The sequence below is a fragment of the Mycobacterium sp. NGS34 genome (assembly GCF_059812845.1).
The window spans coordinates 49,916-73,631 of the sequence record NZ_JCALDM010000004.1; the positions used below are offsets into that span (position 1 = coordinate 49,916).

Annotated in this window: 25 protein-coding genes; 10 read left to right on the forward strand and 15 right to left on the reverse strand. The window is 67.6% G+C overall.

Going from position 1 to position 23,716, the window contains the following annotated elements; all coding sequences use genetic code 11:
• Nucleotides 1-53 precede the first annotated feature (53 nt).
• Complete coding sequence (locus AC5Y7V_RS11870; RefSeq protein WP_499880241.1) at nucleotides 54-1,985, forward strand: flavin-containing monooxygenase; 1,932 nt, start codon at nucleotides 54-56, stop codon at nucleotides 1,983-1,985.
• Nucleotides 1,982-2,869 carry an SDR family oxidoreductase gene (locus tag AC5Y7V_RS11875; RefSeq protein WP_499880242.1) on the forward strand — a complete coding sequence of 296 codons (888 nt, stop codon included), beginning with the start codon at nucleotides 1,982-1,984 and terminating at the stop codon, nucleotides 2,867-2,869. The genes AC5Y7V_RS11870 and AC5Y7V_RS11875 overlap by 4 nt, the downstream gene beginning before the upstream one ends.
• Before the next feature lies 1 nt (nucleotide 2,870).
• Here AC5Y7V_RS11875 and AC5Y7V_RS11880 read toward each other — a convergent pair whose 3' ends face one another.
• The 10 genes from AC5Y7V_RS11880 to AC5Y7V_RS11925 all read right to left on the reverse strand — a co-directional run bounded on the left by AC5Y7V_RS11880 (nucleotide 2,871) and on the right by AC5Y7V_RS11925 (nucleotide 12,388).
• Nucleotides 2,871-3,506 (reverse strand): Dabb family protein, encoded by a 636-nt coding sequence (locus AC5Y7V_RS11880; RefSeq protein WP_499880243.1) that lies wholly within the window; start codon nucleotides 3,504-3,506, stop codon nucleotides 2,871-2,873.
• The gene (locus AC5Y7V_RS11885) at nucleotides 3,499-3,846 is read right to left on the reverse strand and encodes a hypothetical protein (RefSeq protein ID WP_499880244.1); all 348 of its coding nucleotides are present in this window, start codon (nucleotides 3,844-3,846) and stop codon (nucleotides 3,499-3,501) included. Before AC5Y7V_RS11885 ends, AC5Y7V_RS11880 begins: the two co-directional genes overlap by 8 nt.
• Nucleotides 3,847-3,914: 68 nt before the next feature.
• Nucleotides 3,915-4,841, reverse strand: a complete 927-nt coding sequence (gene lipP1 / locus AC5Y7V_RS11890) for a LipP1 family hormone-sensitive lipase (protein WP_499880245.1) — start codon at nucleotides 4,839-4,841, stop codon at nucleotides 3,915-3,917.
• On the reverse strand, nucleotides 4,838-5,656 hold the full coding sequence (locus AC5Y7V_RS11895; protein WP_499880246.1) for an IclR family transcriptional regulator: 819 nt from the start codon (nucleotides 5,654-5,656) through the stop codon (nucleotides 4,838-4,840). Before AC5Y7V_RS11895 ends, lipP1 begins: the two co-directional genes overlap by 4 nt.
• Before the next feature lie 112 nt (nucleotides 5,657-5,768).
• Nucleotides 5,769-6,212: a nuclear transport factor 2 family protein gene (locus AC5Y7V_RS11900; RefSeq protein WP_499880247.1), complete on the reverse strand. Its 444-nt coding sequence runs from the start codon at nucleotides 6,210-6,212 to the stop codon at nucleotides 5,769-5,771.
• 22 nt (nucleotides 6,213-6,234) lie between these two features.
• Nucleotides 6,235-7,701 carry an FAD-dependent oxidoreductase gene (locus AC5Y7V_RS11905; protein WP_499880248.1) on the reverse strand — a complete coding sequence of 489 codons (1,467 nt, stop codon included), beginning with the start codon at nucleotides 7,699-7,701 and terminating at the stop codon, nucleotides 6,235-6,237.
• Nucleotides 7,698-8,606 (reverse strand): biphenyl-2,3-diol 1,2-dioxygenase, encoded by a 909-nt coding sequence (gene bphC, locus AC5Y7V_RS11910; RefSeq protein WP_499880249.1) that lies wholly within the window; start codon nucleotides 8,604-8,606, stop codon nucleotides 7,698-7,700. Before bphC ends, AC5Y7V_RS11905 begins: the two co-directional genes overlap by 4 nt.
• A 9-nt stretch (nucleotides 8,607-8,615) precedes the next feature.
• Nucleotides 8,616-9,800, reverse strand: coding sequence for an acyl-CoA dehydrogenase family protein (locus AC5Y7V_RS11915; protein ID WP_499880250.1), 1,185 nt, complete (start codon nucleotides 9,798-9,800; stop codon nucleotides 8,616-8,618).
• A 162-nt stretch (nucleotides 9,801-9,962) separates the two neighbouring features.
• Nucleotides 9,963-10,763 carry a mycofactocin-coupled SDR family oxidoreductase gene (locus AC5Y7V_RS11920; RefSeq protein ID WP_499880251.1) on the reverse strand — a complete coding sequence of 267 codons (801 nt, stop codon included), beginning with the start codon at nucleotides 10,761-10,763 and terminating at the stop codon, nucleotides 9,963-9,965.
• A complete protein-coding gene (locus AC5Y7V_RS11925) occupies nucleotides 10,763-12,388 on the reverse strand; it encodes a flavin-containing monooxygenase (RefSeq protein ID WP_499880252.1) in 1,626 nt (541 codons plus the stop codon). The genes AC5Y7V_RS11920 and AC5Y7V_RS11925 overlap by 1 nt, the downstream gene beginning before the upstream one ends.
• Nucleotides 12,389-12,518: 130 nt before the next feature.
• Between AC5Y7V_RS11925 and AC5Y7V_RS11930 the strand changes: the two genes are divergently transcribed.
• The 5 genes from AC5Y7V_RS11930 to AC5Y7V_RS11950 all read left to right on the forward strand — a co-directional run bounded on the left by AC5Y7V_RS11930 (nucleotide 12,519) and on the right by AC5Y7V_RS11950 (nucleotide 16,246).
• Entirely contained in the window at nucleotides 12,519-12,836 is a 318-nt protein-coding gene (locus AC5Y7V_RS11930; protein ID WP_499880253.1) for a 2Fe-2S iron-sulfur cluster-binding protein, read from the forward strand.
• Between the two features lie 6 nt (nucleotides 12,837-12,842).
• On the forward strand, nucleotides 12,843-13,676 hold the full coding sequence (locus AC5Y7V_RS11935; protein WP_499880254.1) for a mycofactocin-coupled SDR family oxidoreductase: 834 nt from the start codon (nucleotides 12,843-12,845) through the stop codon (nucleotides 13,674-13,676).
• A gap of 9 nt (nucleotides 13,677-13,685) precedes the next feature.
• Nucleotides 13,686-14,189 (forward strand): nuclear transport factor 2 family protein, encoded by a 504-nt coding sequence (locus AC5Y7V_RS11940; RefSeq protein ID WP_499880255.1) that lies wholly within the window; start codon nucleotides 13,686-13,688, stop codon nucleotides 14,187-14,189.
• A gap of 93 nt (nucleotides 14,190-14,282) precedes the next feature.
• Nucleotides 14,283-14,873, forward strand: coding sequence for a PaaI family thioesterase (locus AC5Y7V_RS11945; RefSeq protein ID WP_499880256.1), 591 nt, complete (start codon nucleotides 14,283-14,285; stop codon nucleotides 14,871-14,873).
• Between the two features lie 101 nt (nucleotides 14,874-14,974).
• Nucleotides 14,975-16,246 carry an amidohydrolase family protein gene (locus tag AC5Y7V_RS11950; protein WP_499880257.1) on the forward strand — a complete coding sequence of 424 codons (1,272 nt, stop codon included), beginning with the start codon at nucleotides 14,975-14,977 and terminating at the stop codon, nucleotides 16,244-16,246.
• Nucleotides 16,247-16,252: 6 nt separating this feature from the next.
• Here AC5Y7V_RS11950 and AC5Y7V_RS11955 read toward each other — a convergent pair whose 3' ends face one another.
• Nucleotides 16,253-17,128, reverse strand: a complete 876-nt coding sequence (locus AC5Y7V_RS11955; protein ID WP_499880258.1) for an alpha/beta fold hydrolase — start codon at nucleotides 17,126-17,128, stop codon at nucleotides 16,253-16,255.
• A 65-nt stretch (nucleotides 17,129-17,193) separates the two neighbouring features.
• Here AC5Y7V_RS11955 and AC5Y7V_RS11960 point away from each other — a divergent pair, with 65 nt between their 5' ends.
• Entirely contained in the window at nucleotides 17,194-17,631 is a 438-nt protein-coding gene (locus tag AC5Y7V_RS11960) for a cupin domain-containing protein (RefSeq protein ID WP_499880259.1), read from the forward strand.
• A gap of 19 nt (nucleotides 17,632-17,650) precedes the next feature.
• On the opposite strand, the gene AC5Y7V_RS11965 is transcribed toward AC5Y7V_RS11960, so the two are convergent.
• The 3 genes from AC5Y7V_RS11965 to AC5Y7V_RS11975 all read right to left on the reverse strand — a co-directional run bounded on the left by AC5Y7V_RS11965 (nucleotide 17,651) and on the right by AC5Y7V_RS11975 (nucleotide 19,901).
• The gene (locus AC5Y7V_RS11965) at nucleotides 17,651-19,039 is read right to left on the reverse strand and encodes a WS/DGAT/MGAT family O-acyltransferase (RefSeq protein WP_499880260.1); all 1,389 of its coding nucleotides are present in this window, start codon (nucleotides 19,037-19,039) and stop codon (nucleotides 17,651-17,653) included.
• A gap of 201 nt (nucleotides 19,040-19,240) precedes the next feature.
• Nucleotides 19,241-19,675: a nuclear transport factor 2 family protein gene (locus tag AC5Y7V_RS11970; RefSeq protein ID WP_499880261.1), complete on the reverse strand. Its 435-nt coding sequence runs from the start codon at nucleotides 19,673-19,675 to the stop codon at nucleotides 19,241-19,243.
• Between the two features lie 43 nt (nucleotides 19,676-19,718).
• Nucleotides 19,719-19,901, reverse strand: a complete 183-nt coding sequence (locus AC5Y7V_RS11975) for a hypothetical protein (protein WP_499880262.1) — start codon at nucleotides 19,899-19,901, stop codon at nucleotides 19,719-19,721.
• Between the two features lie 120 nt (nucleotides 19,902-20,021).
• Here AC5Y7V_RS11975 and AC5Y7V_RS11980 point away from each other — a divergent pair, with 120 nt between their 5' ends.
• Nucleotides 20,022-20,447 carry a PPOX class F420-dependent oxidoreductase gene (locus AC5Y7V_RS11980; RefSeq protein ID WP_499880263.1) on the forward strand — a complete coding sequence of 142 codons (426 nt, stop codon included), beginning with the start codon at nucleotides 20,022-20,024 and terminating at the stop codon, nucleotides 20,445-20,447.
• A gap of 16 nt (nucleotides 20,448-20,463) precedes the next feature.
• Here the strand turns inward: AC5Y7V_RS11980 and AC5Y7V_RS11985 are convergent, their stop codons facing one another.
• Nucleotides 20,464-21,396, reverse strand: coding sequence for a TIGR03564 family F420-dependent LLM class oxidoreductase (locus AC5Y7V_RS11985; RefSeq protein WP_499880623.1), 933 nt, complete (start codon nucleotides 21,394-21,396; stop codon nucleotides 20,464-20,466).
• Nucleotides 21,397-21,461: 65 nt separating this feature from the next.
• On the opposite strand from AC5Y7V_RS11985, the gene AC5Y7V_RS11990 reads away from it, so the two are divergent.
• Nucleotides 21,462-23,696, forward strand: a complete 2,235-nt coding sequence (locus tag AC5Y7V_RS11990; RefSeq protein WP_499880264.1) for a molybdopterin-dependent oxidoreductase — start codon at nucleotides 21,462-21,464, stop codon at nucleotides 23,694-23,696.
• The last annotated feature ends 20 nt before the right edge of the window (nucleotides 23,697-23,716 follow it).

Here is a 23,716-nt window from a genome sequence, read left to right on the forward strand (position 1 = left end):
CTGAGTAGACAGGGACCGGCACATCTGGCCGGACGGCCTCGATACTCGTTGGCATGAGCGCTGGTGTCCCCGTCACGACTGAAAGCACCGGACTGGGGGATTTGGATCCTGACGAGCTGCGGGCCAACCTCTGCCAGGCGGACCCCGGCGTGCTGGTCGCCGTGCTGGCGCAACTGACCGGCGACCCGGCGGTGGTTGACCGGTTCGCGGCGAAGATCTCTCATGTGCCCGACCCGCCGGAGCAGGCCGGTGTCACCGACCCCGAGACGGCCGCAGCGCTCGTCGATGCGGTGGTCGCGGCACTGCGTTCACCCCGCGCGGCGACCGCCGTACCCGCCGATGACCCGCAGCTGTTCGCGCGGATTGCGCCGGTGGCACTCGGGGGAGCTGTCGGTGCGGATTACCTCCCGCTGCTGTTGGAGCAGGGCGGGTTCCAGCCGTCACAGCCGGTACTGCCGCGCACCGCCAAGCTCCCAGATGGCTTTCGGGTCGCGATCGTCGGCGCGGGTATCGCGGGGCTGACCGCCGCGCTGGAGTTGGCCGATGCCGGCATCGACTACGAGATCTTCGACCGAAACGACGAAGTCGGAGGCACCTGGTACACCACCACCTATCCGGGCATCGGCGTGGACACACCATCGGCGTATTACTCGCTGTCGCGGGATATCAAGGGGGATTGGTCCAGCTACTACCCCATGGGCGCGGAGTACCAGTCCTACCTGGTCTCGGTGGCCGACAAGAACGATCTGCGGAAGCGCACCCGGTTCGGTACCGAGGTCGAAGCCCTCTGGTGGGACGAAACGCGCAAACAATGGCAGATCCACTCAGTTGGCCCCGACGGCGCCCGGGATGTGAGTTATGCCAACGTGGTGATCCCGGCCGCCGGATATCTCAACCGGCCCCGCTGGCCGGATCTGCCTGGCCGCGAGACGTTTTCGGGACTGTCCGTCCACTCCGCGCAGTGGGATCCCGACCTTGATTTGACGGGTAAGAGGGTCGCCATCATCGGCGCCGGTTGCACCGCGGTGCAGATCATCGATGCCTGCGTGGACCAGGTCGCGCACCTGACCGTGTTCCAACGTCAACCGCATTGGGTGGCGCCGCGGAGGCGGGCGTCCGACGACGTTCCCGAATACCAGCGCTGGCTGGGCAGCCGGCTGCCGTACTACGCGAATTGGATACGGCTCAAATCATATTGGGGCACGGCGGACAACAACTACCCGGTGATCCTGCATGACCCGGAATGGGCGGCCGAACACCGGTCGATCTCTCCGGCGAACGACGCCTTGCTGCGGATGTGCCTCGACTACATCGATCGGGTGTTCGGCGCCGGCAGCGAGCTCGCGCGCAAGGTGACTCCCGACTTCGCTCCCTACGGCAAGCGGATCATCCGCGATCCCGGCGGTTATTACGACGCGTTGGCGCGGGAGCATGTGGACGTCGAGGCCAGCGAGCCGGCCCGGGTCAACGAGGCTGGAATCGTGACATCCGACGGCCGGCCGATCGACCTCGACGTCATCATCTACGCGACAGGCTACTACCTGGATTTCCTTTCCACCGTGGACATCCGGGGCCGCGGCGGCAGGACACTGAGCGAGGAGTGGGGCGACATCCCGCGCGCCTACCGCGGCGGGATGGTGCCCGGCTTCCCGAACATGTTCATTTCCTCGGCACCCAATTACAGCCCGGGGCACGGGGCCGGCCACAACTTCGGCGTCGAGGTGATGGTGCACTACGTCATGGAGTGCTTGCAATTGATGGCGCTGCGCAAAGCCGCCACGATCGAGGTGACGCAGGGCGCGTACGAGCGCTATGTCGCCGATATCGACGCGACCATGGCCGGCACCGTTTGGTGCCATACCCCGTCCGCCCATACCTACTATCGCTCCGGCGGCGGGCGGATCGTGACCGCCTTCCCGTATCGCCTGATCGACTTCTGGCGCGATCACAGGGCCCCGCTCGACGAGGATCTCACGCTGCGATGAGCCGGTTACTCTGCGGCAAAACGGCTTTGGTGACGGGCAGCAGCCGGGGCATCGGTCGCGCAATCGCCCGGCGGCTGGCCGCCGAAGGCGCCACCGTGGCGGTCACGGCCCGGTCGCACACGCCGTCCTTGTCGGTGCGCGCCGGAACGACTTCCGCGCTGCCGGGCACCATCGACGAGACCGTCGAGCTGATCGAGGCCGCCGGTGGCCAGGCGTTCGGCGTCGCCGCCAACCTGGAGGACGCCGAGCAGCGCGACGGGTTGGTCGACGCGGTGCTCGATCGCACCGGCCGGATCGACATCCTGGTCAACAACGCCGGTTTCGCCGACTACTCCTTGGTCGAGGACATGAGCCTGGAAACCTTCGACCGCACCGTGGAACACTACCTGCGGGTTCCGTTCGTCCTCACGAAATCCGCTGTGCCGCCCATGCGCAAGCAAGGCGCGGGCTGGATCGTCAACATCGGCTCGGTTACCGGTGTCGCCCCGGTGCGGCCGTACCGGGACTACAACAAGACGGCCGGCGACGTCGTCTACGCGTCCATGAAGGCCGCGCTGCACCGGTTCACCCAGGGCGTCGCCGCCGAACTGCTCGACGCCAACATCGCGGTCAACTGCGTCGGCCCGTCCACGGCCGTCCGCACACCCGGTGCGGCACAGCTGATCCCAGAGTCTTTCCCGACCGAACCCGTCGAATACCTGGCCGAAACCGTATTGGCGATGTGCCACCGACCCGCGGCCGAGCGCACCGGACTGGTCGCGTTCAGCCTGCACTATCCTTGGTCGCAAGAGTTGCCGGTGCACAGCCTCGACGGCGACGAGTTGTTCCCACCCCTGCAACCTCCGCCGACGGCCAACCCCAACATCTTGCCCGCCGGACTGTAGATCACGGCGCCGCGATTGCCTTTCTGCTGCGGCAGAAACTGTGGCAGACCCGATCACGAACGATGACGTCGGGACATTCGGGATCGAACCAACGATCCACGTGGGCCCAGTGAATCGGGTGCATCAGATACGGGCCCATCAGGCCGTCAATGTCAGTAAAGAGCTGTTCGAACACGTGGGTCCACGGCGAGGCGCCGGACGCGTCTTCCACACGGCTGAGCTGCCAATCGGTGATGGTCCGTACGTATTTCGGCATCAGCCGCAGGTCGGTCTCAAAACGGGCGATGGTCGCGGCGTCGGTGCCGGGCACCACGCTCAGCAGCAAGGTGCGATAGACGGTCCCGGGTTTCGCCGACCACCCCGTGCTGGCGGGGCAACCGAAGTAGGTGGCCCCGTTGACCTGACGGACCGCGGGGTCGCCGAGGATATCGTCGAACAGCGCTGCGGCCGAATCCCATTCGACCGCGTCGGTGAACCGCAGGTGCATCAGGATGTCACCGCCGTTGCGGGCACCCGGGAGCGTCGGTTCCACCAGGCCGCCTTCGCCGCGCACCTGCGCGGCCGCGCCGCGAAGCGCCGCCAGCACCCGGTCGCGGTCGCCCCCGGCGACGTCGAGGAGCCTGGTGACGTTAAACATCGCAGAGCGCGTCGACATCGTCCGCGGCCGCTGCGAACGATCGCGATCGATCCTGCACCAATTCGGCCATGCGCGACCACCATTCGCCCACCGCCGGATCCGGCCTGCCCTGCCAGGTCATCTCCCACCAGGCCGGCACGCTCGGCAGCGTCCAGGTGACCGTCACCGTGTTCGTCTGATCGTCGAACCAAATTGGCGGGCTCACCAAGACGTTCCGCAGCGTCATGCCGCGCGCGCGGGCACCGGGCGCGTACTCGGCGAGGTACGTGTCGACGAACCGGCGCGCGCAGCCCGGCTTGGTGATCACACGGTCGATCACAAAGATTTGGCCGTCTGCCATCATCCGACCGTATGGCACGCACCGAACGGCGCACGGTCGGTTCCCGACCACCGGGAGGCGTCAGGCCCCTATCGCCGCAACATGTCGGCGAGCGCGGCAGCGGCCTCCGCCCGGGCCCGGTGTGCGAGATCGAGCATCGGCATCGTCAAGAAGCCGTGAATGCCGCCGTCGTAACGCAATTGGACGGTCGAAACGCCGGCATCCTGTAGGGCCGCGCCGAATGCGAGTCCTTCGTCGCGCAGCGGGTCGTGTCCGGCGATGACGATGACGGCGGGTACCAGCCCATCCAGCTCGGCGTTCATGGGCGTGGCGTACGGGTGTTCTCGGTCGGCCAGCGACGGCACGTACTGATCCCAATACCACTGCAGAGCCGGCGTCGGGTTGTAGAACCCGCGGCCGAACAACCGATAGGACTCGTTCTGGAAGTTCGCCGCCAGCACCGGGTAGATCAGGAACTGGGCGGCCAGCCGCGGGCCGCCTCGGTCGCGTGCCATCAGCGCGGTCACGGCGGCCAGGTTGCCGCCGGCGCTATCGCCGCCCACCGCCAGGCGGTCCGGGTCGCCGCCGAGGTCGGACGCGTTGTGCGCCGCCCATCGGGCGACGGTGTACACATCGTCGGCTGCCGCCGGCCAGCGGTGCTCCGGCGCCAGCCGGTAGCCCACCGAGACCACCACGGCGGGAATGCGATTCGCGATGTCGCGGCAAAGCGCGTCGTGGCTGTCCAGGTCGCAGAACACGAAACCGCCGCCGTGGGCGTACACGAGAATCGGCAGGCTCGTGTCCCGGCTGTCGGGCCGATAGACACGGACCGGAATGCCGGCGCCCGGTCCCTCGATTACGTCGTCGCGGACCACGGCGACCTGCGGGGGCTTGGGGGGTGGCACGAACCTGGAGCGGATGAGCGCCCGGGCCTCCGCACCGCTCATGGTGTGCACCGGCGGGAAGCCGGCGTCGAGCATGTCGATCAGGGGCGCGATCTGCGGATCGAGGGTCACGCGTACTGCAGCGCCGGACGGGCCGGGCGCAGCGGCCGCAGCGGCTGCAGGGTCGGCGCGACGCGCTGGGGGCCGTCCTCGACGTTCCGCCAGATGCCCATCGCGGTCATGCGCACGGGGGCGGCCAGTCGCTGGTCGAACATCATGCGGTTCATCGGACCGCACACCGACACGGCGGCTATGACTTTCTGGCCCTCACCGGGACCGCCGATCGGCGCCGCCACGCAACCGAATCCGAGCAGCGACTCCTCCCGTTCGAAGGCGACGCCGTGGGCGCGCACCTTGGCCAGCTCGACGGCGAGCTGCGGGCCGCTGGAGATCGAGTATTTCGTCTTGCGAACTCGCAGATCGACCTCGGCATCGTCATCGCGGTAGGCGAGGATGGCCTTCCCAACGGCGGTACAGTGCGCGGGCTGGCGACCGCCCACCCGAGTGGGTATCCGTTGGTCGCCGATCTTGTCCAGGTAGACGACGTCCGCGCCGTCCAAGACCGCCAGGTGTACGACAAGCCCTGTGGCGCGGTGCAACTCGCCCAGCAACGGGCCGGCCGCCCGCACCAGGCGATCCTGGTGCACGGCCAGCGAGCCCAGCTCCACCAGGCGCATGCCCAGTTCGTAGTCACGGCCGCTGCGGCGCAGCCACCGCAGCTGCACCAGGCGCTCGAGCATGCGGTGCGCCGACGATCGCGGCAGGCCGGTGCGGCGCACGATCTGCGCCAGCGTGAGCCGGCCAGGGCCGTCGAACGCGTCGAGGACCAGCGAGATGCGGTCGATCACGGCCGTCGGAGTCTCGACAGTCTTGACGGCAGATGTCATCGGACCTCCATGTATCTGGCTGGCATATTCCTAATAGGAATATAGTTCTATCACACGGGTGTGGCCGCTGTCACGCATGGCGACAAGGCGCCAGGCTTTCGACGCGGTGCCGTTAGCCGCGAAAGATGTCAAGCGAGCCGACGTGGGCCCGGTTGGTCTTGAACCGCTCCTTCAATTTCCACGATCCATCGGAGCGCCGTTCCCACGTGTCCGTGTAGTCGCCGAGCGTGTAGAACCGGATCGAGGGATCGGCGTCCGAACTCAGGTGAACGTCATGGACGTAGGCGCGACTGATCGCGGTGTCCCCGTCGACATCGATGACGACGTTGGCAAGCAGGTGTTGGGTGGGACCGCAATTGTCGAGAAACTGGCGGATCAGCCCGATCATCGCCGCGCTGCCGTGCAGCCGTCCGGTCCCGAGGTCGCCTACCGCGTCATCGGCCAGGATCTCGGCCATCGCCGTCCAATCGCGCTCGTCCATCGCGCGGGCGAATCGCGTCAACGTCCGTTCGATGTCACGCTCATCGAGCAGAACTCGTAGTCGATCACGGTCCATCGGTTGATCCTCCGGGGAGCGCTCAGCCCTTGGCCGCGGACCCGCCCGCGCGGCGGCCGTAGAAGCTGCCGTCACCGAGCGAGATGCCGCTGGCGTAACCCCACGCGGCCAGCCCCGCGGTCGATCGGCCCGCGGCGAACAGTCCGGGGATGGGCTCGCCGCTGACGTGCAGGACCTCGGCGTCCAAAGTCGTGGCCAAGCCGCCCAGGGTGAAGCCGCCGGTGTTCTCCCGCAGGTCGATGGCCCCGACCGGGGAACCGATCGGCCGCAGCCACTCGGGCTTCTTGTGCAGCAGCGGATCCTCGCCGCGCGCGGCGCCCTCGTTATAGGCGGCCACGGTCGCCTGCAGCGAACCGGGGGCCAGGCCCATGTCGCGTTCCAGGTCGGCCACGGTGTCGGCCACCCAGGTCGCCTCGCGCAGCATGAACTTGGGCGACCACGAGGCCATCGCTTCCTGCTGCGCGTCGTCGTCGATGATCAGAAAAGCGGTGTTGTCCTGGTGATACAGCGTGAGCTGCCCAACCCGACCCGGGTAGGTGTCCTCGGCGACGTAGCGCTGGCCGCGGCCGTTGACCAGGATGCCGCGCACCAGTTGCTGGGGATCGATGAAGATCGCGACCTCGGTGGCGTCCATGTGGGCCAGATCGGCGCCCAGCGCCTGCGCCATCCGGATCGCCTGCCCGTCGTGCTGCTCGATCGAGGCGGCCGGGCGCCCGGCGATCCGCGGGGCGTACCGCGCCACCATCGCGTCGTTGTAGGCGAAGCTGCCCGTCGCGAGCACGACCCCGCGGCGGGCCCGAACCGTCATCTCCGTGCCGTATTGGCGCGCGCGGATACCCACGACCCGGCCGTCGGACCCGACGATGAGGCTTTGCACGCGGACGTCGTACAGCGCCCGCGCACCGGCGGCCGTGGCCGTCTCGACCAGGGGCTTCATCAGCATGTAGCCGGCGCTCGCCTCGCCCTGCTTCTTGTTCTGCATCTGCGGGACGTGCCCGCGCGGGGCGGGGGAGGCAATGGTGTTGAACGGATATGCGTTTTCGCCGCCGCTGTACATCAGCCCCTGGTCGCCCATCGGCTCCCAGCCGGGCTCGGAGAAGAACTCCGCCTTGAACGGCACGCCGCAGCCGACGAGCCAGTCGAAGTGCGCAACGCTGCCCGCGCAGTAATCGGCGATCCGGTTCTCGTCGGCGCCGGGGCCCATCGCCACGTTGAGGAAGGCCGCCATGTTGTCGACGGAATCGCTGAAGCCACAGGCGGTTTGCAGCGCGGTGCCGCCGCCGAGGTAGATGAACCCGCCGGCCATCGCCGCCGCGCCGCCCCACGACCCGGTGCGCTCCAGCACCAGCACGTCGGCGCCGGAGCGGGCCGCTTCGACCGCCGCGGCGGCCCCGGCCACCCCGTAGCCCGCGATGACGACGTCGGCCTCCTGGTCCCACGACGTGATCGACGACGCCGGGATGGGGGTGACGTCCGTGTCGGGCGTCATAGCCGCATCGCCGCGGGCATCTCGCCGGTCCACTGGTGACCCCAGTAGCTGTCCGCGGTGATTTCCTCTGCGGTGTAATAGGTTTCGTCGACGCGCATGCCGTCGGTGCCGAACTCGATGTCCCAATCACCGGGCGCCCGGACGTAGAAGGAGATCATCTTGTCGTTGGTGTGACGGCCGAGCGTGGAGGACAACTGGAAACCCTCTGCGTGGACCCGGTCCAGCGCCTGGCCCACCGCGTCGAGGGTGTCGACCTCCACCATGATGTGAACGACGCGCGGGTCGCGCAGATGCGCGGCCGGCACGATCGCCAGGCTGTGGTGGCGTTCGTTGATGCCGAGGAAGCGAACCCGCACCGGGCCGAACTCTTTCGGCAACGGCACCCGGAACGCGCCGCGGGAACGGAAACCCAAGACGTCGGTGTAGAAGTCGAACAGCCCGTTGGGGTCCATCGCGGGCAACACGACATGACCGAGCCCCTGATCGCCGGTGACGAACTTGGCGCCGAACGGCGTGATCACCGGGCTATGGTCAAGCACCGGGCCGTGAAACACCTCGAGCGTGTGGCCCGCGGGATCCTCGAACGCGATCGCCTCTTCGACGCGGCGCTCCTCGGCTTCGTCGAGCGACAGCTGCTTGAACGCGACGCCGGCGCCGTCCAGGGCGGCCTTGACCCGTTGCAGCGCCGCGCGATCGCGCACCTCCCAGCCGATGGTGAGCACCCGCTCCGTCTCGCCGGGAACGACGACGATCCGGGCGGCGCGTTCGTCCATGCGCAGGTACAGCGCCGACGGGTCGGATCCCTTTCCCTCCGCGAACCCCAGGACGGCGAACGCGAAATGCCGCCACCGGTCGACGTCGTTGGTCGAAATGGTGATGTAGCCAAGGCTTTTCAGGTCGGTCATCGCGTGCTCCTAAATCAACGCCCGCAGCGGGCCTTCCGGCGGGTCGATGCCCAGCGAACTCAGCGCCGACGCGTGATAAGTGGTGCCGGGCACATGGATGGCATGCAGCTGGCCCACGTGCACATCACGCCAATACCGCTGCAGGGGCTTGTCCATCCGGGCCGCGTTTCCGCCGGAGCGGGCGAAGATTTCGTCGACCGCCGCGACGGCGCGCCACACCGCGCGCACCTGGGTCCGGCGGCCGGCCGCGCGGTCCGCGAACGACACCTCCTTGCCGGCCGCGACCATGTCGTAGATGCGTTCGGCGTTGGTCAGCAGCTCCTGGCGGGCGGCGTTGATGTCGGCCGCGGCCTCGCCGATGGCGTGCATGACGTACGGGTCATCTTTGATCGCGGTTCCGGTGGCGCCCACGCGCTCCCGCTGATAATCCAGGTGCGCGGCCAGGGCGCCCTCGGCGATCCCGATGGTGGCCGCGGAAATGCCCAACGGGAACATCGTCGACCACGGCATCAGGTACAGCGGCTCGGTCATGCCGGCCTCACGCTGGGCGGTGCCGTCCATCACCTTGGCCGCGTCCATGGTCCGGTAGGTCGGGACGAACGCGTCCTTGACGATGACGTCCTTGGAGCCGGTTCCGCGCAGCCCCACCACATTCCACGAGTCCTCGACGATCTCGTAGTCTTTGCGGGGCAGGATCATGTGCAGCATCTGCGGCGGCATCAGCGGTATGCCCTGCTCGTTGCCGAGCATCGCGCCCAGGATGATCCAGTCGCAGTGGTCGGTGCCCGAACTGAACTGCCACCGGCCGTTGAAGATGTAGCCGCCGTCGACGGGCTTCGCGACGCCCTGCGGCGCGTAGGGGGAGGCCATCCAGGTGTCGACGTCGTCGGCCCACACCTCGGCAGCCACCTTCGGATCGGCGTAGGCGAGCTGGTAGGGATGCACGCCCACCACGCCCACGATCCAGCCGGCGGCCGGATCGAGTGCCGCGGTGGCCATGGTCGTTTCGGCGAACTCGCGGGGATGGACCTCGAACCCTTGGTAGCTCTTGGGTTGCAGCAGCCGGATCAGTCCGGCCCCCTTCATGAGCTTGACGGTGTCGTCGGTGAGCCGGCCGATCCGCTCGGCTTCGGCGGCCTGGTCGCGCAACTGGTCGGCCATGGCCACAACCTGATCAAGTACCCGCTCGCTCATTTCTTCGTCCTTACTTGTGGGGGCATATTGAATGGTTTACCGCAGTCCAGGCGCCGACTCGCCGCTGATCCCGATCAGCGGACGAAATTGGGTCATAACTCGGCATAGGGGGTGTTGTCAACGAAACGGCTACATACGCCCTTCGAGCCCCGACCGGCCGTCCTACACTTTCGCGAGCAGTCCGGCGTCGACCACGATCTGGGTCCCGGTGATGTAGCGCGCTTCGTCGGAGGCCAAGAACACGACGGCATTGCTGACATCGACGGGCTCGATCCACGGCACCGGTAGCAGGTGGCGAGCTTTCAGCACCTCGGCGGCGTCCTCGGCCGACGGGTCGTCCAAGTCGGGCCGAAGCCGTCGAAACGTCGCTTCGTTGAGCACCATCGCGGTCGCGACCGCACCGGGGTGAACGGTGTTGACGCGAATACCCCGGGGTCCCAGCTCGTTGGCGAGCGTGCGTGCCAGTCCTACCACGGCATGCTTGCTGGCCGTGTAGGCGGCGGTGTTCGCGGTGCCCCGAATACCGTTGGTGGAACTGACGATTACGACGGATCCGCCTTGGTCGCCGATATGGGGTACACCGGCCTTGACGGTGTGCCAGACACCGGTGAGGTTGACATCCAGCACCTGCTGCCAGCTTTCGGGGCTGATCTCCCAGGCCGGGGCGCCCGCCGGATGAATCCCCGCATTGGCGACGACGGCGTCGATGCGACCGAGTTCGGCGACGCCGGCATCCACCGCGGCCGCCACCGCGCCGAAGTCGCCGACGTCAGTCAGACCGGTCACGGCGCGCACCCCACGCGCGGTGACGGCGGCCGCGGTCCGTTCGAGGTCGCCGGCCGCCTCGGGCGCGTCCAGCGCGATGACGTCGACGCCTTCGTCGGCAAAGCGCTCACAGTGGCAACGTCCGCTGCCTCGGGCGGCCCCGGTCACCAAGGCCACGCGACCGCGCAGGCCTGACATCAAGATTCCTTGACCAGCGAGAACCCTTTGTAGCCCGCCTCGGCGACTTCGGCGCAGATGTCGAGATAGACCCCGAACCCGCCGATGAAGAGCATGAACACGCGCGGCTTCCCGGGCACGTTCGCACCGAGATACCAGGAGTTGGCCTTGGTAAACAAGCTGGCGTCGGCCCGGCGCGCCAACTCGGCGACCCAGTCATCGACCGCGTCCGGGGTCGCCTCGATCGCGGCGTAGCCGTGGGCGTCGAGGTAGGCGATGCAGTCGGCGATCCAGTTCACGTGCGCCTCGGCGTGCAGCACCATGTTGGCCAACACCGCGGGAGCGCCCGGGCCGCACACCACGAACAGGTTCGGGAACCCGTCGACGCCCAAGCCGAGGTAGGTGCGAGGTCCGTCGCGCCAGTGGTCTCGGAGCCGCCGGCCGCCCCGGCCGACGACGTCGATCTTGGCCAGCGCACCAGTCATCGCGTCGAAGCCGGTCGCGAACACGATGATGTCGACGTCGTAGTGGGCGTCGGTGGTGTCGATCCCGGTCGGGGTGATCGACTCGATCGGTGTGTTGCGCACGCTGACGAGCTTCACGTTGGGCCGGTTGAACGTTTGAAAGTAGTTGGTGTCGGTGCAGATCCGCTTGGTGCCGATCGGGTGGTCGTTGGGGATGAGCAATTCGGCCACGGACGGGTCGTCGATGACGGCGCGGACCTTCTCTTCGTAGAACTTGCGGGCCTCGTCGTTGGCGGCCTGGTCGATCATCTGGTCCGCGAAGGTCTTTGAGAAAAGGACCCCGCCAAGATCCCAGCGCTTCTCGAATGCCGCGCGGCGTTCCTCCGCAGTGGCCTCCATCGTCAGCTTGGGATGCGCCACGTGGGGCGAGCCGCCGGAACTGCGCCATGAGGCCCGCCGCCGTTGCGCGTAGTTGGCCTTCACCTCGGCGCGGTCAGCATCGGTGAGAGGCCGGTTGCCGGCCGGCACACTGTAATTCGGCGTGCGCTGGAAGACATAGAGCTGGGACGCGGACTCGGCGATGATCGGAATCGACTGGATACCAGACGATCCGGTGCCGATGACCGCCACCCGCTTGCCGGTGAAGTCCACCGGTTCGTGCGGCCACGACGCGGTGTGGTAGACCTCTCCGGCGAAGCCTTCCAATCCGGGGAACGGGGGAGTCATCGCCGCCGAGAGGGGACCGGTCGCCATTATGCAGAACCGCGTATCGACCCGTTCGCCACTGTCGGTGGTCACCGTCCAGCGCATGCTCCGCTCGTCGAACACCGCCGACGTCACACGCGCGTTCAAGGTCACGTGGCGGCGCAGGTCCAGGCGGTCGGCGACCCAGTTGATGTAAGCCAGGATTTCGGCCTGGGTTGCGTACTTCTCCGACCAGTCCCATTGCTGCTGCAGTTCGTCGGAAAACGAATAGCAATAGTCCACGCTCTCAACGTCGCACCGGGCACCGGGGTATCGGTTGAAATACCAGGTACCGCCGACGTCGGGCCCGCTCTCGAACACCCGGACGCTCAGCCCGTCCGACCGTAGCTTGTGCGCCGCGTAGAGACCCGCGAAGCCCGCACCGACGACAACGGCATCTACTTCCGGGGCTGCCCGCCGATCACTGCCAACGCTCACAAGTGCCTACGGTAGGCCGTGGCGCGCGCAGGCAGGGGCGGCGTCCCGGTGACCGGACGCCGGGACAGCGGCCTCCCGCCCATCGGAATCAAGCCGTCGTCGCGGCCAGACGCCTCATAAGAATGGCGATATGTCGGAAGTCGCAAGACGTGACATCGCAGTGCACACCGAGCCTCAGGCCGCCACCGTCGTGGTCGACTTGGACGGCGAGGTCCATCGGCTGCGGTGGCCGCGTGACAAATCCCTCGTGGACACGATGCTCGACGCGCGGATCGACGTGCCGCATTCGTGCCGTGAGGGCCACTGCGGCTCCTGCGTGGCCACCCTGGTGTCGGGGGAGGTGGACATGGTCGGTGGCGACGTTCTCGGACCCGGGGACCGTGCCGAAGGCCTGATCCTTTGCTGCCAGGCGCGCCCGCTCACTGATCACGTCCATGTCGAGTTTTAGCACCGCATGAACAAGCGTCTGGCGGGCAAGGTCGCGCTGATCACCGGGGCGGCGCGGGGGATCGGGCGCGCCCAGGCGGTGCGGTTCGCGCAGGAGGGCGCCGACATCGTGGCGATCGATGTGTGCGGGCCGATCGAGACCGTGGTGGTCCCGCACAGCACGGTCGCCGACCTCGACGAGACGGCCGCGATGGTCGCGGAGGCGGGTGGTCGGGTGCACACCGAGACGGTCGACGTGCGGGACCTCGCGGGTGTCCAGGCCGCCACCGACCGCGGTGCGCGGCGGTTGGGCGGATTTGACGTGGTGTGCGCGACCGCCGGAATCACCTCGCGTGGCATGGCGCTCGAGCTGGACGAAAAGGCCTGGCGCACCATGCTGGACGTCAACCTCACCGGGGTTTGGCACACGTGCCGGGCCGGTGCGCCGCACCTGATTGCGCGCGGCGCCGGCGCGATGATCCTCACCAATTCCATTGCCGGGTTGCGCGGTCTCGTCGGGGTAGCGCACTACACGGCGGCCAAGCACGGCGTGGTCGGCCTGATGCAAAGCATGGCTAAAGAGCTTGCGCCGCATAATATTCGGGTGAACTGCGTGCACCCCACCAACGTCGACACCCCGCTGATCCAGAACGACGCGGTGCGCGGCGCCTTTCGCCCCGACTTGGACCGGCCACCGACGCGTGCCGAGTTCGCCGAGGCGGCACGGAACATGAACATGCTTCCCGTTCCGTGGATCGACCCGATCGACGTGGCGAACGCCGCGTTGTTCTTGGCATCCGACGAGGCGCGCTACATCACCTCGGTGACCTTGCCGGTAGACGCCGGCGCCACTCAACGATAGGGCTGCGTGATGACCGATATCGACGATCTTGCGGCACGGCTTCGCCAGCTCGAGGACGAACGCGAAATCGCCCGGCTGATCGCGTCGTACGGCCCGGCCGTAGATGCCGGGGACGCCGACGCGGCCGCGCGACTCTGGGCGACCGACGGCGCCTACGACGTCGAGGGCTGGCACATGAACAGCCAGGACGACGTTCATGCGATGGTGAGTTCTGCGTCCCATCAGAATCTGGTGGCCAATGGTTGCTGTCACTTCATCGGGCCGAGCGTCGTGACGGTGACGGAAGATTCGGCCGTGGCGGTCGCCGAATCGCTGGTACTGGTCCGAGATGGTGAGAGCTACCGTGTATGGCGCTCGACGGCAAACCATTTCGAGCTGCAGCGCATCGATGGGCGCTGGCGGATCACCAAACGCACCAGTCGCGTCCTCAATGGCGATCCGGGAGCGCGGGCCTTGCTGACGGCTGGGCTGCAGGGCGCGCCGGCACCGGCGCTGGGCGCGGGGCCGAAGTGAGGGGTTGTCCGGATCCGCCAGTCTCGAGCGGTCGCGTGAAACCGGCACGTGACGCGCGTTCGCGTCAGACCGGGCTGATTCAAGGGGTGGCTAGTGGTGGCTCATGACAAGGGCGACGGCACGCCGGTGGGGTACGAGGCGCTCACCGGATCCGTACGCCGGCTCATCGATGCGACCATCCGTACCGAAGTGGACGCCGCAGCCGTGGCGGCGGCCAAAGCCCACATCGACTGCGCGGTAGGAGAGTTGAGCGCGGCGCTGATGCCCGGCCCGTTCGGGCTGCGCGAAGCCGCCGACGGACAATCCATGGCGTCAGGCAACGTCGCGATCGGGGTACGCAATCCCGTCGCGCCGCCCCTGGTGATACACCACGACGATGAAGGCGAAGTGTGGACTGAGATCACCCTCGGTGCCGCTTACGAGGGCCCGCCCGGTCACGTTCACGGCGGCGTGTGCGCGCTAATTCTTGACCACGTCCTCGGCGCAACCGCGCACCGGCCGGGACGTCCGGCGTACACCGGCACGCTCACCCTGCGTTATGTGCGGGGAACGCCCTTGGGTCTGCTACGTGCGCGAGCGCGCGTTGATCGCATCGAGGGCGCAAAGACGTTCGCGGTGGGCCACATCGCCGACGGCGAGGGAACGACCGTCACCGCCGAGGGCGTGTTCATCACCCCACGATGACAACGCGGCCGACTCCCGCTGAACGAGACGTCTAGCGTTCGATAGCTATCGGCTGGGGGGACTATTACGATCAGTCACATTCCCGTCGAGGAGATGAATTCATGGCTGCGCCTGAGACTCTTTCCCGCTACACCGTCATTTCCGCGGATACCCACGCCGGGGCCGACCTCTACGATTACAAGCCTTATCTACCTCAGGCGTTCCATGACGACTTCGATGCCTGGGCCAAGACCTACGCGAGCCCATTCGACGATCTGATCATCGCCACCGCGAAGCGCAATTGGGACGACGAGTTGCGAATTTCCGAGATGAATGACGACGGAGTGGCGGCGGAGCTGCTGCTTCCGAACACCGTTCCGCCGTTCTTCCCGACCTCTCCCAACATCACCATTTCGGTGCCACAGACTCGAGAAGACTTCGAACGTCGATGGGCGGGTGTGCAGGCGCACAACCGCTGGCAAGTTGACTTCTGTTCTCTCGCGCCGGCGCGGCGGCGCGGGCTGATTCAGATCTTCCCCAACGACGTGGAAGCCGCGTTGGACGAAATACGGTGGGGGCAGGAGAAAGATTGCTTTGGTGGAGTGCTGTTGCCGGCGGTATCGCCCGGCGACCCCAACGTCGCTCCGCTGTTCCACACCCGCTACGAGCCCATCTGGGAATTGTGCAGCCAACTCGACCTGACGATCGTGCAGCACGGGGGACCGGGAAGTCCCGCGATGCCGATGGATCAGCCGGCATCGAATGCGGTGCTCATCACGGAGATGGCGCTGTGGGCCCAGCGCACCCTCGGGCACCTGATATTGGCCGGAGTATTCGAACGCCATCCCGAGCTGCGCTTCGTGCCTACGGAGCAGGGGACCCTTTGGGTGCAACAGCAGCTGATGACCCTGGATGCGATGGTGCCGACGCTGAAAACGGAAGCCGGTAACCGCACCTACGGCATGTTCGGCGGGTCCTCGGTCGATGGGCTAACCCTGACACCAACGCAGTACGTTCAGCGGAATTGCTACCTCGCCAGCGAATTGACGCCCTTCGAGTCGGGCATGATCGACTTCATGGGCGCTGACCACATACTTTGGGGTAGCGACTACCCCCACGAGGAGGGCTTCGCTCCGCATTCGAAGCTGGCCATCCGGTGGGCCCTGCACGACCGATCCGAAGACGAATGCCGGAAAATTCTCTCCGAGAATGCCGGTCGGCTGTACGGATTCGACCTCGACGCGCTGGCGCCGATCGCAGCCGAAATCGGCCCGACGGTGGCCGAAGTGCACACGCCCCTGGAGAAGACCGGCTATCACGCCCCGGCCGCCTTCGGCTACCGGCCCTTTGAAGGCGGGCTCGCATTGAAACGGCTCGCGCCGCAACGCCAGTAGACGCATCTAGCGAGCCAGAAAAGCCAGCACCGTACTTTCGAACGCCTGCTTGGCCTCGATCATGGCCCAGTGCCCCGAGTTCGGGAAGATGTGCAGCTCGGCGTTCGGGATGGTGCGCATCGGGAGGAGCGCCATGTCGGGCGGGCTCACCCGGTCGTCGCGGCCCCACGTCAGCAGCGTAGGCGCCGTCAGCTTGTGCATGACCGCCCACGGCATCGGCCGGTCCGACGCGGCCATCCCGGCGTTCATGGCGGCGAACGCGGCCTTGCCGTACATCCGGCGGGCGGCGTCCAGGGCGACGGGATCGGTCGCGAGCGCCCAGCGCTCCTCGATCAGCCCGTCGGTCACCAGGGACTGGTCGTACACCATCGACTTCAGCCAGTCGACGAGTCGCTGGCGCGTCGGGTCCTCGACGAATTCCTGCAACAGCCGGATGCCCTCGCTGGGGCTGGGGCTGAAGATGTTGGTGCCGATGCCGCCGATGGTCACCAGCCGGGTGACGCGGTCGGGATTCTGGATCGCGAAGTTGATGCCGACGCCGCCACCCATTGAGTTGCCGACGATGTGCGTCTTCTCCACACCGAGCGCGTCGAGGAACGGGCCGACGGTGCCGAACGCCATGACCATGGGGTGGCCGCCGAAGTCGTCGCTGACGCCGAAACCGGGAAACTCGAGGACCAGGCAGCGGTAGTGCTCGGCGAAGGTCGGCAATATCCCGCGAAAGTTGCGCCAGCCGGTGACCCCGGGACCCGAGCCGTGCAGGAACAGCAGCGTCGGCGCGGATTCGGGACCGCGGTCGTAGTAGCGCAATGCGCCCTTCGGCGTTCCGATTTCGCGCAGGTCGTGTTCGACGAGTTCAGAAGTGTTGGCCACGGGTGTCACCCTGCCATGCCGCCGCGGCGAGCGGGAGCGATGTCCCGCCGATCGGTCATCTAGAGTCGGTGGCCATGTCAGGCCGCTTGCTGATCACCGGCGTCGACGCGTCGGGGCGGTCGTGCGCGACGCGGGACGAAGCCGTCACGCTGCAGGGGGACGCCGGTCGCGGCGGCCTGCTCTTTTCGGTGCTGTACGCGGCGCCGTCCCTGCCGTCGATCGCGGCGGGCGGGCGGGTCGCCGACCTGCTCGATCTGGTGGTCCCGCCCGGCGCGGTGCGCTGGACGATGATCGAGTACGCCTCGGGCGCCGAGTTCGCCATGCATCACACGGACACCGTCGATTTCGACGTCGTCCTCGCGGGATCGGTCGACCTGATCCTCGACGACGGCGCTCACCCGCTGGCCGTCGGCGACAGCGCGGTGGTCACCGGCGTCGACCATGCCTGGCGCGCGGGACCGGACGGGTGCCGGCTCGCCGTGTTGACGATCGGCGCGGAGCCGCCGGGCTGACACACGACCGCGCCGAACGCTAGCCCGCACCGGGCGGGACGCAATCCAGCAATTCCTTGAGCGCCGCGGGAAACGCGTCGGCGAGCTCCCACAGGTCCGGCACGAGGTCGGGGCAGGAAATGATGCCGACACCGAGGCGGCCGTTGAGCGACATGACGGTCACGTTGAGCCCGCCGCCCGCAATGATCGGGCCGAGCGGATACATGGCGTCGACCCGGCAACCCAGGAAGTACAGCTGCTCCTGCGGGCCGGCCACGTTGGACATCACCAGGTTGTGGGGTGGCTTGTCGGGCAACGGGATTCGCGGCAGCAGCTTCATCGCGGCGCCGAACATGGTCTGCCCGGCCACCTGCGTCCAGTCCTGCAGCAGGGTCGGGCCCATCGCGGCGGCGTGGTCCTTGGCGCAGGCGTTGCCTTCGGCGATGCTGACCAGTCGCTGCGCCGGGTCGTCGATGTGGGTTTCGAGCCGACAGAGCATCCACGTGGTCTGGTTACGGCCCGGCCGGTCGGACCTGCCCCGCACCGACACCGGCACGCTGGCCACCATCGGGCTGTCCGGCAGCTCGCCCCGGTCCGACAAGAACTGCCGCAGCGCCCCCGCGCACAGGGCCGTCACCACGTCGTTGATCGTCACGCCGAACCGGTTCTTGACGGTCTTGACGTCGTCGAGGTCCACGGTGGTCAGCGCGACGTTGCGGCGCCGGGTGAACGAGCCGTTGAACGGCGTCGGCGGCGCGGCGAACGGCGCGGCCATGGTGGGCCCACCGCCGCGGGCACGCAGGATGGTTTGCCCGAGCGTCAGCGCCGTCGCGGGCACCACCTTGGCCAGCCGCCACGGCCGCAATGCGGCCCCTATCAGCCCCGACGCGGCGATCTGCAGGGGGCTCGCCACGCCGGCGCGCTCCGCCGGTTTGGGCGGGGGCGCGTCGGCCACGGTGCTGCACAGCTGGGCGAGCAGGTTCGCGCCGCCGACACCGTCGACGACCGCGTGGTGGGCCTTGAGGACGACCGAGAGCGCATCGTTGCCGTGCAGGCCCTCGATCACCCACATTTCCCACAGCGGTCGGTCGCGATCCAGCGCCAGGCCCGCGACGTGCCCGCAGATCTCCGCTAACTCCTTGGGCCCGCCGGGCGAGGGGAGCGCCACGTGGTGCAGGTGACGAGAGAGGTCGAAGCGATCGTCGTCGACCCAGACCGGATGGTCGAGGTTCAGTTGGCTGTCGGCCAGTTTGAGGCGGAATTCGGGCACGGCGTCCACCCGCGCCGACAGCGCCTTCCGGAACCCCTCGAACGTGTAGCCGCCCGGTTTCGTTTCCGGGTTCAACTCCAAGACGCAGCAAACATTCAATGGCTGCGTCGGTGACTCCAGGTACAAAAAGAACGCGTCCAGCCCGCTGAGTCGCTGCATTCCCCGCCCATCCCATTCGCGCGGTCGTGACCCCTGGTCACATGACCGGCGGTCAACCCCGGGCCCCGATGATTTACAGCATCAGAGCAGACCGCAATCTGTTGGTGTGACCCCTAATCTGTAGCCGTTGGGCGGCATTTGGCAAACATCTGGGCGATACATTTAACGAAATCGCCATCAAGATTCATCTGACCGGCCGGCTCAGCGGGCCATGGCCGAATCCGGGGCCGCCCAGTCGGTCGACACCTTGCGGTGCTTGATCAGCCACGTGCCGCCGTTCGGCACCAGGACGTCGCGATAGCGGCCGAAATGGTCGAGCCCGATGTGGGTGACCACGGTGAAGTAGGACGAGACCCGCGCCTCGTCGGCTGTGAGCCCGGTGAAGAGCACGTTGGCGAGGTTGTGCCGGACGACGGGCTTGACGTCGACGTCGTGGGCGACGTTGCGCGTGACACCGCCGAGGAACGACAGGATCGCGGCTCGCCCGCGCAGCGGCTCCAGTCCGCGTATCTCGAGGACGCCGTCGACGCAGAACGTCTCCGCGAGACCGTCGAGGCGCCCGGCGTCGCCCGACCAGTTGTAGCGCGCGAGCGTGTCCCGAATCTGCTCACGGGCGACCAATTCCCACATCTCCACCGCCGTGAGCCTAATCCGCGAAAGTGCAACCGCGGACGGGCCTTTACCTGACGAGATGAGGCCGGAAGCCACGATGGGCCGCCGGTGTGACCCCGTTCAGGTCGAAGACGGCGATGAGGGCGCGTAAGAGCGCGGGGGACCAGTCGTCGAAATGCTGCGCATCCATGCGATCGAGTAATTCGCCGCGGAGGTGCTCGATGCCGGTGGGCTCCTGATGATCGGTCATGTCGTGAACGACGCTAGGAGCGGCGTCCGGCGCTTGTACAGCCAACTGGTCAGATTCAAATGTCATTCTTGCCCGATATGTAATGGGAATGAATCGCCCCGCGCGACGGTATAAGCACGCATGAAACTCAACGACGCCGCGCGCGATCTCATCGGCAAGGGTGCCGACGCCACCCTGGTCACCATCAATCCCGACGGCAGCCCCCAGGTGAGCGTGGTCTGGGTCGCGCTGCAGTCGACGCCCGACGGGGACGAACTGGTCACCGCGCACCTCGCCGAGCACAAGAAGGTGCGCAACGTCCGCAACGATCCCCGCGTGGCCGTGACGATCCTGGCGCTGGACAAGGCCGGCCAGGGCATGCGGCCCTACCTGTCCGTCAACGGGACCGCCCGAATCGTCGAGGGCGGGGCGCCCGAGCTCCTGACGGAGCTCAACCCGGTCCTGGGCGATCCGAACATGAATTTCCCGCCGGAGGGCGCGCCGCCGGGATTCCTCACCCGCATCCGCATCGACAAGGTCGGCGGCATCGGCCCCTGGGCGTCCTGACAACCCGGTCGAAGACCTAGCTGGCGTACCCCCGCAGCAGGCTGCGGGTCCGGGCCCGGCCCTCTTCCGATGTGTCGAATGCGTAGGCGACGAACTCGTCGACGCCGGCCGCGCGCAGCTGGTCGAGGCGTTCGGTGACCACCGTCTCGTCGCCGATGATGGCCGCGTCCTGCGGGTCGCGGTAACCCTCGCGATCGAGCATCGCCCGGTACGACGGCAGTTGCCCATAGAGCGCGAACTCCTCGGCGGCCTGTGCGCGCAGCCTCTCGACGTCGTCGGTGACCGCGATCGGAAGCGAGGCCGCCACCCGCACCGCGCCCTCCGGACGACCGGCCTCGGCGGCCGCGCCGCGAAGCGTGGGCCCGACGTGTTCGGCGAGGGTCTTGGGTCCGGTCATCCACGTCTCCGTCCCGGCGCAGCGTCGCCCAGTCAGACGCAGCAGTTGCGGGCCCAGGGCCGCGATGTACACCGGCGGTGTTGGGGCGCCGGGAACCCGCACCGCTCCGCGGGTGGTCACCGTCTCGCCCGTGGCGTTGGCGTCCTTCCCGTCCAGCAAGGGCAGCAGGCCGTCGAGGTATTCGCCGAGCCTGCGCACCGGCTTGTCCCACGGGATCCCCCACATTCCCTCGGTGACCATGCGATGGGTCATGCCCAGCCCGAGGATGAAGCGGCCACCGGAGATCAGGCTGAGGGTGAGGGCGCGTTGGGCCATCAGCATGGGGTGCTGATTCTGAATGGGCAGCACGCCGGTCGCCACCTCGATCGTGTCGACCTCGCGGAACGCGATCGCGAGCACCGCCAAAACGTCGGCCTGCCAGGGCATTTGAGCCACCCAGGCGCGGCGGAATCCCTCATCGCGCAGCTGCGCGAGTTCCGATACGTAGTCGTCGACCAGCGACCCTTCCGGGTCGTCGCCGAGGAAGCAATTCACGCTGATTTGCACCTGTATTCCTCTCGTTCGCCTTCTGCAAGATGGTACTTCCGCTACCGGCGGTAGCGGAATACAGTGGGTGGGTGACGACCGGCGATGACGGCAGGCATCTGCGCACCTGCCCACTGTGTGAAGCCATGTGCGGCTTGGAAATTCAGGTGGAGGGCGGCAAGGTCGCCAGCATCCGTGGCAATCGCGACGACGTGTGGAGCCGAGGGCACCTGTGCCCGAAGGGGGTGTCGCTGGCCGCGGTGCACGACGACCCCGACCGCATCCGCCGCCCGATGGTCAAAGTCGACGGGCAGTGGCACGAGGTCAGCTGGGACGCGGCGTTTCGGCGGTGCACCGAGTTGCTGACGCCGGTGATCGAGAAGTACGGGATCGGCGCCGTCACCGCCTACACCGGTAACCCACTGGCGCACTCGTTTTCGCTGGCCCGGTACGCGGGAGTGCTGATGGGGATGTCCGGGATGCCGGTCACCTATTCGCCGGGCACCGTCGACCAATGGCCCAAGAACCTGTCGTCGCATCTGATGTACGGCCTGTGGTGGAACTTCCCCGTGCCAGACATCGAGCGCACCGACCTGATGGTGATCATGGGCGCCAACCCCGCCGCGTCGCAGGGTTCGCTGCTGGCCGCGCCCGACGTGATGGGCCTGATCAACGGGATTCGCAAGCGCGGCAAGGTGATCGTGATCGACCCGGTGCGCACCCAGACCGCGGCCCAGGCCGACGAGTGGCTCCCGATCGTCCCGGGCACCGACGCGGCGCTGTTGCTGGCCGTGGCGCACACCCTGTTCGATGAGGACCTGGTCGACGCGGGACCGCACGTCGACGGCCTCGACACGATGCGCCGGGTCGCCGCGGAGTGGCCGCCGCAGCGGGTGAGCGCGGTCACCGGGATCGACGAAGACCGGATTCGGCGGCTGGCCCGCGAACTCGCCGGCACCGAGAGATCGGTCGTGTACGGGCGAATCGGGTTGTGCAATCAGGAGTTTGGCAGCCTGGCGAGCTGGCTGGTCGACGTGGTCAACATTCTGACCGGCCATTTCGACACCCCGGGCGGCGCGATGTTCCCCAAGCCGGCGGCCTGGTCGATCACCACGCAGCCGCTGCCCGGCCTGGAGGGCGGCCTCCCGGAGTTCGGCCGTTGGCGCACGCGGGTGCGTGGCGCGAAGGAGGTTCTCGGCCAGGCGCCGGTGTCGTGCATGGCCGAAGAGATCGCCACACCCGGCGAGGGTCAGCTCAAGGCGCTGATCACGGTGGCGGGCAACCCGGTGTTGTCGACGCCCGGCGGCGACAAGCTCGACGAGGTGCTGCCGATGCTGGAAGCGATGATCTCCGTTGACCTTTGGCTCAACGAGACGACGCGGCACGCAGATGTGATCCTGCCCGGACTGTCCCCGCTCGAGCAGCCGCACCATGACGACCTGATCCTGCTTTTCGCGATCCACAGCATCGCCAACTACTCGGCCCCGGTGTTCGATCCGGGCGATCGCCCGCACGAATGGGAGATCCTGATCCGGCTGACCGGCCTGTGCACCGGGACGCCGGCCGAGGATGTCGACGTCGCCGCGATCGACGACGGGTTCTTCGACTACCTGGCCTTCACGCACGGGGTCGACGGCGCGGAGGTCCGCAAGCTCTACGATCACGGCGGCCCGGAGCGGATGCTCGACCTCACGTTGCGAACCGGGCCGTTCGGGGACCAGTACGGCAAGAACCCCGGCGGGCTCACCCTGGACATGCTCAAGGCGAATCCGAACGGAATCGACTTCGGGCCCATGGTGCCGCAGCTGCCCGACATCCTGGGCACCCTCGACAAGAAAATCCACCTCGCCCCGCAATACCTGCTCGATGACCTGCCGCGGCTCGCCGCGCGCATGGAGCGCCCGGCCGAGCCGCTGGTCCTGGTCAGCCGCCGGCACCTGCGATCGAACAACACCTGGATGCACAACGTGCCCGCGCTGATGAAGGGCAGGGACCGATGCACCCTGCTGATCCACCCCGACGACGCGGCCCGCTGCGGCATCGCCGACGGCGACGTCGTCACGGTGAAGTCTTCGGCCGGCGAGATCAAGGTGCCCGTCGAGGTCACCGACGCGATCAAGCCCGGGGTGGTGTCGATGCCGCACGGCTGGGGGCATGGCAAGCCGGGCACCCGCATGTCGGTGGCCAACGGTTCGCCGGGGGCCAACACCAACGTGCTGTCCCCGCCGACGTTCCTCGACGAGCCGTCCGGCAACGGCGCCCTCAACGGCATCCCGGTGACGATCATCGACGATCAGGCCCGGTTTCGGCCCGCGCAAACCGTTTGAGGTCGGTGCGATTTCACAGC

Excerpts from the sequence above, each read along its gene's own strand:
- AC5Y7V_RS11870 (WP_499880241.1), top strand. The coding sequence starts at position 54 with ATGAGCGCTGGTGTCCCCGTCACGACTGAAAGCACCGGACTGGGGGAT.
- AC5Y7V_RS11875 (WP_499880242.1), top strand. The coding sequence starts at position 1,982 with ATGAGCCGGTTACTCTGCGGCAAAACGGCTTTGGTGACGGGCAGCAGC.
- AC5Y7V_RS11880 (WP_499880243.1), bottom strand. The coding sequence starts at position 3,506 with ATGTTTAACGTCACCAGGCTCCTCGACGTCGCCGGGGGCGACCGCGAC.
- AC5Y7V_RS11885 (WP_499880244.1), bottom strand. The coding sequence starts at position 3,846 with ATGGCAGACGGCCAAATCTTTGTGATCGACCGTGTGATCACCAAGCCG.
- AC5Y7V_RS11895 (WP_499880246.1), bottom strand. The coding sequence starts at position 5,656 with ATGACATCTGCCGTCAAGACTGTCGAGACTCCGACGGCCGTGATCGAC.
- AC5Y7V_RS11900 (WP_499880247.1), bottom strand. The coding sequence starts at position 6,212 with ATGGACCGTGATCGACTACGAGTTCTGCTCGATGAGCGTGACATCGAA.
- AC5Y7V_RS11905 (WP_499880248.1), bottom strand. The coding sequence starts at position 7,701 with ATGACGCCCGACACGGACGTCACCCCCATCCCGGCGTCGTCGATCACG.
- bphC (WP_499880249.1), bottom strand. The coding sequence starts at position 8,606 with ATGACCGACCTGAAAAGCCTTGGCTACATCACCATTTCGACCAACGAC.
- AC5Y7V_RS11915 (WP_499880250.1), bottom strand. The coding sequence starts at position 9,800 with ATGAGCGAGCGGGTACTTGATCAGGTTGTGGCCATGGCCGACCAGTTG.
- AC5Y7V_RS11920 (WP_499880251.1), bottom strand. The coding sequence starts at position 10,763 with ATGTCAGGCCTGCGCGGTCGCGTGGCCTTGGTGACCGGGGCCGCCCGA.
- AC5Y7V_RS11930 (WP_499880253.1), top strand. The coding sequence starts at position 12,519 with ATGTCGGAAGTCGCAAGACGTGACATCGCAGTGCACACCGAGCCTCAG.
- AC5Y7V_RS11935 (WP_499880254.1), top strand. The coding sequence starts at position 12,843 with ATGAACAAGCGTCTGGCGGGCAAGGTCGCGCTGATCACCGGGGCGGCG.
- AC5Y7V_RS11940 (WP_499880255.1), top strand. The coding sequence starts at position 13,686 with ATGACCGATATCGACGATCTTGCGGCACGGCTTCGCCAGCTCGAGGAC.
- AC5Y7V_RS11950 (WP_499880257.1), top strand. The coding sequence starts at position 14,975 with ATGGCTGCGCCTGAGACTCTTTCCCGCTACACCGTCATTTCCGCGGAT.
- AC5Y7V_RS11960 (WP_499880259.1), top strand. The coding sequence starts at position 17,194 with ATGTCAGGCCGCTTGCTGATCACCGGCGTCGACGCGTCGGGGCGGTCG.
- AC5Y7V_RS11965 (WP_499880260.1), bottom strand. The coding sequence starts at position 19,039 with ATGCAGCGACTCAGCGGGCTGGACGCGTTCTTTTTGTACCTGGAGTCA.
- AC5Y7V_RS11975 (WP_499880262.1), bottom strand. The coding sequence starts at position 19,901 with ATGACCGATCATCAGGAGCCCACCGGCATCGAGCACCTCCGCGGCGAA.
- AC5Y7V_RS11980 (WP_499880263.1), top strand. The coding sequence starts at position 20,022 with ATGAAACTCAACGACGCCGCGCGCGATCTCATCGGCAAGGGTGCCGAC.